General features: G+C 68.6%; 10 protein-coding genes and 2 pseudogenes. 7 read left to right on the top strand and 5 right to left on the bottom strand.

Annotated elements, in window-relative coordinates:
- Positions 1–58 precede the first annotated feature (58 nt).
- From H4N64_RS42940 to H4N64_RS42930, 3 genes are all read right to left on the bottom strand, one after another.
- Positions 59–208, bottom strand: coding sequence for a hypothetical protein (locus tag H4N64_RS42940; protein WP_186288058.1), 150 nt, complete (start codon positions 206–208; stop codon positions 59–61).
- Positions 209–282: 74 nt separating this feature from the next.
- Entirely contained in the window at positions 283–849 is a 567-nt protein-coding gene (locus H4N64_RS42935) for a cupin domain-containing protein (protein WP_186288057.1), read from the bottom strand.
- A 154-nt stretch (positions 850–1,003) separates the two neighbouring features.
- On the bottom strand, positions 1,004–2,290 hold the full coding sequence (locus H4N64_RS42930) for an MFS transporter (RefSeq protein WP_260860360.1): 1,287 nt from the start codon (positions 2,288–2,290) through the stop codon (positions 1,004–1,006).
- Between the two features lie 128 nt (positions 2,291–2,418).
- Here H4N64_RS42930 and H4N64_RS42925 point away from each other — a divergent pair, with 128 nt between their 5' ends.
- A complete protein-coding gene (locus H4N64_RS42925) occupies positions 2,419–2,973 on the top strand; it encodes a CGNR zinc finger domain-containing protein (RefSeq protein WP_186288055.1) in 555 nt (184 codons plus the stop codon).
- Positions 2,974–3,073: 100 nt separating this feature from the next.
- Here the strand turns inward: H4N64_RS42925 and H4N64_RS42920 are convergent, their stop codons facing one another.
- A complete protein-coding gene (locus tag H4N64_RS42920; RefSeq protein ID WP_186288054.1) occupies positions 3,074–3,517 on the bottom strand; it encodes a MarR family winged helix-turn-helix transcriptional regulator in 444 nt (147 codons plus the stop codon).
- Positions 3,518–3,624: 107 nt separating this feature from the next.
- On the opposite strand from H4N64_RS42920, the gene H4N64_RS42915 reads away from it, so the two are divergent.
- The 4 genes and pseudogenes from H4N64_RS42915 (at position 3,625) to H4N64_RS46630 (ending at position 7,907) form a co-directional block, all read left to right on the top strand.
- Positions 3,625–4,554, top strand: a complete 930-nt coding sequence (locus H4N64_RS42915) for a quinone oxidoreductase family protein (protein ID WP_186288053.1) — start codon at positions 3,625–3,627, stop codon at positions 4,552–4,554.
- Positions 4,555–4,618: 64 nt separating this feature from the next.
- Positions 4,619–5,401 (top strand): annotated as a pseudogene (locus H4N64_RS46105) (transposase); the annotation flags it as partial.
- A gap of 341 nt (positions 5,402–5,742) precedes the next feature.
- A complete protein-coding gene (locus H4N64_RS44670) occupies positions 5,743–6,495 on the top strand; it encodes a recombinase family protein (protein ID WP_222110075.1) in 753 nt (250 codons plus the stop codon).
- The gene (locus H4N64_RS46630) at positions 6,396–7,907 is read left to right on the top strand and encodes a recombinase family protein (protein WP_222110074.1); all 1,512 of its coding nucleotides are present in this window, start codon (positions 6,396–6,398) and stop codon (positions 7,905–7,907) included. Before H4N64_RS44670 ends, H4N64_RS46630 begins: the two co-directional genes overlap by 100 nt.
- Before the next feature lie 17 nt (positions 7,908–7,924).
- On the opposite strand, the pseudogene H4N64_RS42900 reads toward H4N64_RS46630, so the two are convergent.
- Positions 7,925–8,584 (bottom strand): annotated as a pseudogene (locus H4N64_RS42900) (IS5 family transposase); the annotation flags it as partial.
- 508 nt (positions 8,585–9,092) lie between these two features.
- Between H4N64_RS42900 and H4N64_RS42895 the strand changes: the two are divergent.
- Both H4N64_RS42895 and H4N64_RS42890 read left to right on the top strand, forming a co-directional pair.
- Positions 9,093–9,704: a hypothetical protein gene (locus tag H4N64_RS42895; protein WP_186288052.1), complete on the top strand. Its 612-nt coding sequence runs from the start codon at positions 9,093–9,095 to the stop codon at positions 9,702–9,704.
- A gap of 1,228 nt (positions 9,705–10,932) precedes the next feature.
- Positions 10,933–11,511 (top strand): transposase (locus H4N64_RS42890; protein ID WP_186288051.1); only part of this gene is annotated, 579 nt, incomplete at its 3' end.

Genomic DNA, 11,511 nt, shown 5'->3' with positions numbered 1-11,511 from the left:
CGCCACGAAAGCACAGGTCACAACCAACATCTGAGATCTCTACCGAACCCGGAACGGTTCAGCGTCGGGTTGCCGCCGTAGACCTCTGGGACGCGCGGAGGATGTCGCCCTGCGTGGTCGCGATCACCAGCGGCGGTACCTCCGTCGGCATCCGGCTGTCGGCATAGCGGCGAGCCATCGTGTACTCGGTCCACCGGCTCGAGTTCATGACCGGTCTTCGGTTCGATCGGCGTCATCGCTTCGTTCTTGGCGATCACGCCGGTTGGCAGCGTGTTGGTCGCCTCAACGGGTCTTGATCGCCTTGCGGGTGGCGGCCCGGTCCTCCCATGACTCCGCCGCTGGTCCCTTGACCATGTCGGCGAACCAACTATCGTGGCGGATGAGGAATTCCGTCCGTTGCTCCTCAGTCATGGCCCCCATCTCGCCGAGACCTTCGAAGTAGCCCTCCCGCGCCCCGCCGGGAGCGAAGAGCATGAGGAAGTCGGCCGGTTCGCCGGAGATGTTGCCGAACGAGTGCACGCCGCCCGGCGGGATGTAGAGGTAGTCGCCCTTGGCGGCGTCCATCCAGCGCTCGCCGTCGAAGACGTGGATCTCACCGGACAAGACGTAGAACGCCTCGGACATCGTCTTGTGGAAGTGCGTGCTGGTTCCGCCGATCGCCGGTCCCATTCGGTTCTGGTAGAGCCCGAAGAGCCCGTCGGTGGTCAGCCGTGTCGAGAGGTAATGGAAGTGCCCCCCGCCGGGGGTGGTGAAGTCCGGAGGGGTCCCCGCCGGGCGGAAGGTCGCGCTGGCCTCCCCCTCGTCGCCCTCGTAACGGATCTCCGGGTAGTCGTCTGCCAGGAAGGACATGCGCTTCTCCTCAATCGGATCGATGGTTCCGGTGGCCGCCCGCTGGTGGCGGCGGTCGGCGTTGTCGCCGACGTGGATGACTAGAGGTGGAACTGCCGGCGGCCGTCTCGGCGTTCCCGGGTGGTCTGGGTTGGGCAGGTAGTCCCGCCAGCGTTCATGCCGATGTCTCCTTCCGGCTGCCGTGGGGTCTCACGGTGTCGCGCTCGTCCGATGTCGCGGCGGACCGCGCCGGCGCCCGGAGTTCGCCGCGGGCCGTGACCGTCAGGGCAACGATGGTCAGTGCGCACAGGAGAACCCAGGGCGGCGTGAAGCTGCCGGTGACGTCTTTGAGCAGGCCGAGGAGGGGCGGCATCAGGACGATGGCGATCTGATTGACGGACATGGCCAGGCCGAGGGCGAATCCCGTCCGTCCCGGCGGAGCCGATTCGGTCACGTAGGCAACCCACGGGCCGTACCAGCCGAGCCCGAAGAATCCGAGCCAGACGAACACGAAGCCGGCCACCACGGGCGAACGACCCGCGGGCGTCATCAGCACCGCCATCCCCCCGACCACGGCGATCATGCACGTCACGACGGTGACGTAGCGCCCGGACCCGCCTCGGTCGCTGTAGGCCGCCAGGCAGATACGGCCGACCACGCCCGCCCCCTGGGACATCACCAGGACAAGGGCTGCCGTACCGGCTGCCACTGACGCCGTCTCGTGGAGGTACAGCACGGTCAGGATGCCCACGCCGCACTGCACCGAGACCAGGGCCGTCCCGGACAGCATGATCTTCGCCATGGACGGTTCGCGGAGCATCTGCAGCCGGGCGCCGAGCTGCGCCTTGAGCGAGGCAGGCGCCGCGCCGTCCTGGGAAGCGGCGCGGGCGGGCGGGCGGCGGTAGAAGCCCATGAAGACGCCAGCCCCCAGCAGCGCGACCAGCCCACCGGCCACGAGCGTCGCTCGCCAGCCGTAAGCCACCGCAATGAGGGGCAGTACGGCCGAGGCGATCGCCGCGCCCAGCGGCAGCCCCGCCTGCCGGATGCCCATCGCGAACCCTCGCTGGTTCGCATTGAACCAGGAAGCCACCGATTTACTCCCGCCGGGCTGCACGGTGCTGTATCCGGCGCCGACGACCAGCAGGGCGAGGAGCAGGGCCGTATACCCCGGGGCCGCGCTTCCCATGAACAGGCCGACGGCCACCACACAGGCGCCTGCTCCCACGACCCAGCGCTCGCTGAAGTGGTCCAGCAGCTCCCCGGCCACCAGCAGCCCGACCAGGGGGAGTAACTGGGCCGCCGAGAGCAGCAGACCCAACTGAGCCGTGCTCAGGTTCAGGTCGTTCTGCAGGTGGACACCCATCGCCCCGATGCCCTGCACGAAGAAGGCGGAGGTGGCCTGGGTGAAGATGGCGATGCCGAGGACGACCCACCGGTATCGCGAAGCGCCGGGCGTCAGCAAGTCGACCTCATCGGCGCGCTGTCCGGGACCGTGCGTGGCAGGACCGGACGGGGACAGGGGCCTTGGCCTCGCATCGGACTGGCGTCCGCTGTGGTGTTCCATGGCGATCACCATGGTGTAATGGGCTTATGCACCTCAACCCTTACGGCGAGGATGCCGTGAACCTGGCCGCGGACCTGGCCAACCGCCGCCCGACCAGCGCCGAAGAACTCGCGGACCGCTGCCGCGCTGCCGGGCTGGTACTGGCACACTCCGTGACGCCAGAGGACCTGGACCGCACCCATGCCACGCTGGACGCCTGGGAGAAGGTCGTCGACACCACCGACGAGCAGGAGCGCGCCGAGCTGGTCAACGGGATGCTGGCCGCGGCCGCCACCCATCCGCGGCTGACCAACCACGCCGGCAGCGGCTGGCATCTGCACCACCGCGACGATCAGCAATCGCTCGGCGCTGTGCTGTTCGCGCTGATCCCCGTCGGCACCGCGCTGCACCTGGCAGGACGGGGCATGCACCGGCTCCTGCGGTGCGCGGTGACCGAGTGCCCCACGATCTTCGCCGACACCTCCCGCACCGGGCGGCAGCGCTACTGCTCCCCACGGTGCGCCAACCGCGACGCGGTACGTCGACATCGCGCCAACCGCACCAAGAACCGGGACCCGAAACCGACCGGCAGGACTCGTTGATCACCGGCCCATGACCAATGCCTTTCGTACCGTGGCTCCCGGGAGCGGCCCTGAAGCGTTGGCCTTCCCGGCATCGCCCAAGGAGACGCGCAGAGCGCCGCTACGCCTCGTTCACCCGGGTCAGCAGCTCCATCAGCCGCTGGCCTTCTGCCTCACTGAGCGGTGCCAGCAACTCGGCGTTGGCCCGCTCCGCCAGATCCGCGCACCGCTCCAGGGTCCGCACGCCCGCCAGCGTCACCGTCACCGCGTTCTTGCGGCGGTCCCGAGGGTCCGGTGCGCGCACCGCCAGCCCCCTCTCCTCCAGGTGGTTGAGGAGGAGGACCACGTCCTTCGCATCGAAGCCCAGTTGGCGCACCAGATCCGCCTGGGCGACCGGGCCGTGTTCGGACACCGCCGCGAGCACGGCGTGATGGGGCAGCTTCAGTCCTTCCTCGGCAATGGCCTCGGCAACCAGGTTCCGGCCGCGTGCCGCTACCCGGCCGACCAGCCAGCTCGGCAGGGACTGGATGTGCGTCAGGGCGCACGGGTTCTCGGTCCGAGTCATGGCACCAGGCTACCCGAAGTCATTGGACTTCCCAACGATCTTGCCCTACGCTCACCGCCCATTGGCAATCCCAACGGTTCGCGCCCCTGTCACACCTGGAGGTGTCCATGCGTCGTGTTCGCTACGAGGTCAGCGGCGGCCCGGAGGTTCTCTTCGTTGAGGAGGTCCCCGTTCCCCACCCCGGCCCGGGAGAGCTGCTCGTCCGTACCGAAGCGATCGGAGTTTCGCTGGCACTCGTACGAAAAGTGCGCGAAGGCGCCGAGCCCGTCCCACTCGGCGGCGAGGTCGCAGGCACCGTCGCCGCCGTCGGTGAAGGCGTCACCGGATTCGCCGTGGGCGACCGCGTCACCGGTCTCTGCTTCGACCATGCCTATGCCGAACTGGCCCTCGTTCATCAGGCGATGGCCTCCATCATTCCCGACGGGGTGACCAGCGTCGACGCCGTGAGCCTTGTCCGCAGCGGACTGGTGGCACGCGGCGCGTACGAGGCTGGCCGCCCCCACCCCGGCGAATCCGTCCTCGTCACCGCGGCGGCCAGTGCTGTCGGCACCCTTGTCCTGCAGTACGCGAAGGTCGGCGGGGCCTCCCGCGTCGTCGCGGCCGTCAGCAGCGCGGACAAGGGGGAGTTCGTCCACTCCCTCGGCGCCGACGAGGTCGTGCTCTACGAGGACGAATCCTGGGGCGATCCGGTCGACATCGTCATCGACGGTGTCGGCGGAGAACTCCTCAGCCTCGCGGTGCGCGCGCTGGCCCCCGCCGGTCGTCTGGTTGCCTTCAGCTCGGGCGGCGGCACGATCGACGCCTACGAGCTCCTGGTCCGGGGTGCCTCGGTCATCGGCTTCCAGATGGCGGCCATCGCCCGGGGCAAGCCCGAGGTGTACGCGCGCTGGCTCAACGGGATATGGGAACTCCACCGCAACCGCACACTGCGCCCCCGTGTATTCGCCGAAATCCCGCTCACCGAAGCAGCCCGCGCTCACGAGGTCATCGAGTCCCGGAGGAATCTCGGCAAGGTCGTCCTGGTCCCCGGAGACTAGCCTCGCCGTTTCGCTTGGGTGTGGCGGCTGTCGAGGCGGACTTCCTGACCTGGGACGATGAACCTTGTCGAGGGGTTCTGTCGGTCCAGGTGGAGGCACTTTCTACGTGCAGGCTATCGGGTTGCGTCCCAAGGTTCAGGTCACTGCCGATGGTTCGGGGGTGGTCGGGCATGCCAGGGCACGGTTGCTGGCGGATCTTGCCGATGCCACTGGGCTGACCGCCGCGTACTCCACCGCGCTCGGGCCGCTTCGGCCGCGCGGGACCGGTCATGATCCGGGCCGGACCGCCACCGACCCGGCGGTGATGCTCGCCGACGGCGGCGAGGCCATCGCGGACCTGGCCGTGCTGCGGGACCAGGCCGAAGTGTTCGGCTCGGTCGCCTCGACACCGAGGGCCTGGCGGCTGCTCGCTGACGTTGACGAGCGGGCACTGGTTTCTCTGCGCTCTGCCCGCGCTTCGGCTCGGGAGGTCGCCTGGCTGCAGGCCGCCGAGACCGGTGAAGGCATACCCGCTGCCCGGGCCGCAGGGCAGGAACTGCCCGACCTGGTCCTGGACCTCGACGCCAGGTGATCACCTGCCACTCCGAGAAGGAGCAGGCAGCACCCACCTACAAGGGCGGTTTCGGGTTCCACTCGCTGGTGTGCTTCCTGGCCAACACCGGCGAAGCCCTGGCCGGACTGCTGCGGCCGGGCAACGCCGGAGGCCAACACCGCCGCCGACCACATCACCGTCCTCGATGCGGCGCTCGCCCAGATCCCCGACGACCGCCGCCACGGAACCCCCATCCTCGTCCGCACCGACAGCGCCGGAGGAGCCAAAACGTTCCTGGCCCACCTGCGGACCCTAGTCGCGCACCAGGCGGCGTGAGCGCATCAGCCAGCTCAGGGTGCGCTCCATTGACCAAGCACACTGCACCCATGGATGGTCAGGAGAGCGAGCGGGGGCCGATAATCGGCCGTGAAGGGCTGCGGCGGCTGGCCACGGTGGCCGAGCATCTGAGGGCCCGTGAGAAGGACGAGTCCTCATGCAAGAAGGACGTGACGTCGGCCCCAGACGACGGTGCGGACGACGCTGAACGCACGGGTGTGGGCGAGTCTGCCGGAGGCGAACCGGCAGGCGGTGGTGCGGCAGTTGACGAGGCTGGCCGGTCGCGTGATGACCGCGGCCGCGGGTGAGCGGAGTCGGCCGTGACCGCGGTGATGCCCTGGGAGAGGGCGAACAGCAAGGTGGGCGACCGCCATCTCCAACGCCTCGCGGCGGTCTATGGCCGGCAGTCCACGCGGCAACAGCTCCTGAATCACCAGGAGTCGACGCGGCTGCAGTACGCCTTGAAGGATCGGGCGGTCGCGTTGGGCTGGGAGGCGGACCGGGTCCTGGTCATCGACGACGACCTGGGGATGTCGGCGATCAGCGCGGTGGCCCACACCGGGTTCCAGCGGCTGGTCACCGAGATCGGCCTGGACCACGTCGGACTCGTGCTGGGCATCGAGATGTCCCGCCTGGCCCGCTCGGGCAAGGACTGGTACCAGCTCATCGAGCTGTGTGCCCTCTCGGGCGCGGTGCTGGCGGATCTCGACGGTGTGTACGACCCGGCCGACTACAACGACCGCCTCGTCCTCGGCCTCAAAGGCACGATCAGCGAGGCCGAACTCCATCTGATCAAGCAGCGGATGTGGAACGGGAGGATCAACAAGGCCCGCCGCGGCGAACTCACCTTCCCACTGCCCAGCGGATATGTCCGCCGCCCCTCGGGCGAGGTCGTCTTCGATCCGGATGAGCAGGTGCAGACCGTCATCCGCCTGATCTTCGACCGGTTCGAGCGGATCGGCACCCTGCACGGGTGCTCCGCTACCTCGTCCAGCACGACATTCAGCTGGGTATCCGGCTGCGCGAGGGGCCGGACAAGGGCACCCTGGAATGGCGCAGGCCGAACCGGATGACTCTGCAGACCCTGCTCCACAACCCGGCCTACGCCGGCATCTACGCCTACGGCCGCCGCCGGGTCGACCGGCGCCGCCAGGACCCCGCCCGGCCCAGCACGGGTCGGGTCGTTCAGACGAGGGACGAGTGGCTGGTGATGATCCCCGACGTGCTGCCCGCCTACATCACGGTGGCCCAGTTCGAGGCCAACGAGGCGAAACTGGCCGCCAACCGGGCCCGCGCTGAGACCATGGGCGCCGTCCGAAACGGGCCCGCGCTCGCCGCCGGGCTGGGCTTCTGCGGCCGCTGCGGCAGACGCATGATGGTGCGTTACCACACCCAGCACAGCCATGCCCGGCCGGAGTACGTGTGCTGTCGCGATGTGACCAACTACGGGGCCCGGGGAGTCTGCCAGCTGCTGAACGCCGGCTGCGTGGACGCTTTCGTGGAACGGCAGGTCCTGGCCGCGCTGCAGCCCGCCGCCGTCGAGGTGTCCCTCCAGGCCGCCGATGAGGTCATATCCGAGCGCGCCGAGCTGGAGAAGCTGTGGCAGCAGCGCCTGGAGCGGGCCGAGTACGAAGCCGACCGGGCCCGACGCTGCTACCACCTCGCCGAACCCGAAAACCGCCTGGTCGTCCGCCAGTTGGAGAAGGAATGGGAGACCGCCCTGGCCGCCCAGCAGAAGCTTCGTGAGGACCACGAACGCTTCACCCGCACCAGCCCCCGCGTCCTGACCGCCGCCGAGCGGCAGACGATCACCACTCTGGCCGGCGACATCACCGGCCTGTGGCACGCGGAGACCACCACGGTCACGGACCGCAAGGAGATCGCCCGCGCGATCATCGACAAGGTCCAACTCACCGTCATCGGCACCAGTGAACGCGTGACGGCGACCATCGTCTGGGCGGGCGGTGCCACCACCCCCGAAGAGATCGTCCGTCCGGTCCGGAGCCTGCAACAGCTCAGCTACTACCCCGAGCTCGCCGCCCGGATCAGGGAACTAGCAGGCCAGGGCATCGGCGCCAGCGGGATCGCCGACCGCCTCGAGGCCGAGGGCTATCGCCCGGCCAAGGGCGGCAAGCGGATCACCGCGACCACCATCCGCGACCTCATGTGGCGCCGTCTCGACTGCCCCGCAGGCCGTGTCCACCGCCCCCGCCCCGCGCCTCCGGGCGAGGAGGCCGGCCCCGACGAATGGTGGCTCAAACACCTGGCCGCGGAGCTGGACATGACCACCTCCACCCTCTACGCCTGGATCCACCGAGGCTGGATCACCGTTCGCCGGGAGAGCCGCTGGCCGCACCGCCTCATCGCCCACGCCGACCAGCAAGAACTCGCTGCACTACGCGAACGGCGGACGCGTCCGCCCGGCTGGTACAGCCGCCGCCTCTGGACCGACGACGACAGCACCCCAACCGAACCGGATTCATGAGTGCAGTGTGCTTGACACATCTCGATGGTCCACCGCCGCGGAATCACCTGGAACCCCTTGACTCCCGGCGGGCGCTGGACGGGGTGGACGTCGATGCCGAGGCGGGCTCCGTGGTCGATGGCGGTGGTGCGGTAGCCGGCGTCCACCCAGGCCTTTGTCACGCGCGGATGGCGGGTGGCGATGCGGGACAGCAGTTGGACGCCGACCGCGGTGTCGGACACGCTCGCGGCGGTGACCAGCACGGTCAGCAGCAGGCCGAGGGGGTCGCAACCCAGGTGGCGCTTGCGCCCGATGATGCGCTTGCCCGCGTCGGTGCCCTGGCCGGTGCGGTGCACGTTGGCGGAGGTCTTGATGGTCTGTGAGTCCAGCACGCAGGCCGACGGCTCGCCGTCGCGGCCCTCGGACGCGCGGACGAGGCGCCGCAGCAGGCCGGTGAGGCGCTCGAAGACGCCGTCCTCCTGCCAGGCCGCGAAGTAGCCGTAGACGGTGGTCCAGTTGGGGAAGTCGTGCGGAAGGTGTCGCCAGGGGATGCCGGTGCGGTCCGCGTACAAGATGGCGTTCATGACCTGACGCAGGTCGTGCTCGGGCGGTCGGCCGATGGCCAGCGCCCGGGCGCGGCGTTCGTGCCGCCAGGCCGCCAGGACTGGTTCGATCAGCTGCCAGCGGGCGTCGGACAGGGCGCTGGGGTAGGGGCCGTGCGGAGTCAGGTTTCCGAAGTAGCCCGCTGTCGGCGGGCGCGTCAGTGGTCAAAAGGCGGCGCTTGGGGGCGTGTTGGGAGCAGACAGGAGCAGTCGGAGGGAAACGACTCCCTGGCGTCACGTAGGAGTCGGCCGCCCCAGCAACCGCGGCAGCCTCCACTCCGGAGGGCACGGAAAATGGCGCCAACTCGCCTAAGACAGGACCAAACGCTCAGTCAGAGGTCGTTTTCTCCCGATGTTTCATCCCGGAATCGGCGTCTGGTCCCGGAGTGCCGGGTCGCGCCAGGAGATGGTGGCCTCACCGGTGGCGGGATTGCGGCTGGTGACGCCGTTCTCAAACCTCATCGACAAGCCGGGCCGCCGCACCGTCGGGTGACTGATTACCTAATCAATTACCGCTCGGCCAGTGGCACTTTGGACTCAGGGATATAGCATGAGAGTGACGAAACATTGTTCACCCTCAATGGATTGCGGGAGATGATTGTACATGACTGTAATGGCACAGTCGGCGCGCGAAGCATGGGCCCAAATAGCAGCCACCCGAAATTCCACAGAACTGATCGAGGAACTCAACAGTGAGCGCCCGCGCCCACCGGTGAGCGGCACCACCCGTCTCCTCGAACCGCAGGTCCCCGTGGTTCTCGACGGCGAAGTCGTAGACGACCTGGAGCAACTGAACGCCGCGTTGCCACTCAACTTCACGCGGCTGTCATACGAAGGGTCCGTCGCCCTCGGCGCCTTCACCGACCGCAAGGCGATGCTTTCCGAGGTGCGCCGGATGAACGGCGATACTCGTGGCGACTTTGGGCTTCCCTCCCACACCCGGGTCTGGGAGGACGGCAATGAGGGGGGAGACCGCCTTGAGTTGGAGGCAGGTTTCCATTGGCGGGACCTGACCAGAGTCCCTAGGGGATTCCTCCACACGCAGAACTGGAACGACATTATATCGTCGGTGAGCGTATGCGCATTCAACGTGGAGCTCTTCGACGATATTCACCTGTCAGGGGCAAGATTTTTCATAGATCGGCACAACCGCATACCCGACCTCACCCCCTTCGGCTTCAATGATCGGACGTCGTCATTCATCAATTACGGATGACGGGAAGGACCCGGCGTGGCCTGACCCTGGGCGGGTCGATGGAAGAGTCTGCCGCTGCGGCTGGTCGAGCCGCAGCGGCCTCGACCGCCGACATGCCGGAACCTGCGCCTGCTACTTGGTCTCGTGGGGTGTCCCCGAGGTGAGCTCAGAAGTCGCCAATAGTTGATCTTGAGGCATCAGTGCTTCCGCCGGGCGGCGGGGTCGCGCTCGGCGACGTGCCGGGCGACCGCGTCGACGCCGGGGCGGGCGTACCGCTCCAAGGAGCGGACGGAGGCGTGGCGGGAGGGGCCAGCAGCATCGGGGTGGAGGTCCCGCCCTCGGCGTCGTGTGTCAGGGCACTGTGGCGAAGCCCGTGCAGGGTCCAGCCGTCCAGGTCCTCGATGTCCTCGTGCGAGGCGAGCGGGTTGGCCAGCAGCCGGGTGTTCTCCTCGAAGATCTTCCTCGGCCCGGCGGTGGGAGAGCCGGGCCCGGCCGGTCTCCGGGCACACGTCGAGCGTCGGTGTCCCGGCCGGTGCCTTGCGGTCGGTGAGGAACAGCGGGCCGCGGGTGCCTCGGGCGATGAGGCGGGGCAGGAGCTGGGCGGTGCCCGCAGCGTCGCGGGTATGTCGCGTGGCTTTGTTCGTGAGAACGGGTTCTGACTCGCTTTCCGTGATGCGCGCACGCTGAGTGACGGCTGGTGCTCCGTTCAAGCTTCGGGAAGTTGCCTGAAAATGGCCAGGGCCGACCGTGGTGTGGTCGACAGTGCGACGTCGTGGAAGAGACGTCGCCTCCTCTGGAGGGCCTGCTGTTACCGTCCATCGTGGACGTGTCGGTGCTGTCGCTGGACGTGAGCCACGAGGCGATACGCGTCGACCTCTGCAGTACGGCGGCCGGGGCGGCATGCCCGGACTGTGGGAGCAAGTCGACCCGGGTGCACAGCTCCTATCTGCGGTTTCCTGCGGACGTGCCGAGTGGGGGCGTCTGGTGTTCCTACAACTGCGAGTTCGGCGGTTCTTCTGTCCGGAGTCTTCGTGTGCTCGGCGGACGTTCGCTGAGCAGATGCCGAGGCTGACCCGGCGGTACAGCAGGTGGACGGAGCGGTTGCGGTCGACTCTCGCCGCGGTGGGTCTCGCCCTCGCCGGCCGTGCCGACGCCCGGATGGCCCGGGCCTTCGGGGTGTCCATCAGCCGCAGCGCGGTGTTGCGGCTGCTCGAGGCATTGCCCGAACCCGCTGTCCCGGCCCCCTCGGGTGGTTGGTGTCGATGAGTACGCCACACGCAAGGGACGGGTCTACGGCACGGTGCTCGTCGACGTCGAGACCCGTTGGCCGGTAGATCTACTGCCTGACCGGGAGGCGTCCAGCCTGGCCGCATGGCTGGCGAAGCGACCCGGGATCGAGATCGTCTGCCGGGACCGCGCGCCGTTCTTCGCGGAAGGCGCCACAGCCGGGGCGCCACAGGCGACGCAGGTCGCCGACCGCTGGCATTTGTGGCACAACCTCGGGGAGGCTGCTGAGCGGGCTGTCGCCCACCACCGCCAGTGCCTTCGCGTCCTGGTCCCCGATCCCGAGGGGAAGTCCGAGCCACCGGCGCCGCTCGACGAGAAGGCGGACTCGCCATGGCGGAGCGAGCGATTCGCTAACCGCATCCGAGCCGGGCACGCCACGGTCCACGCGATGCTCGAAGCCGGCCACAGTCGCCGTTCCATCGGGCGTCAGCTGAACATGACCCACCGCACCGTCAAGAGCCTCGCCGACGCCGCTAGACCGGAAGACCTCTTCCGCGGCCAGTGGCAGCACAACCGGACCTCCGTCCTCGACGAGTACAAG

This window comes from Streptomyces cupreus (assembly GCF_014257025.1).
GTDB lineage: Bacteria > Actinomycetota > Actinomycetes > Streptomycetales > Streptomycetaceae > Streptomyces > Streptomyces cupreus.
This window is presented reverse-complemented; position numbering and strand designations above follow the sequence as displayed.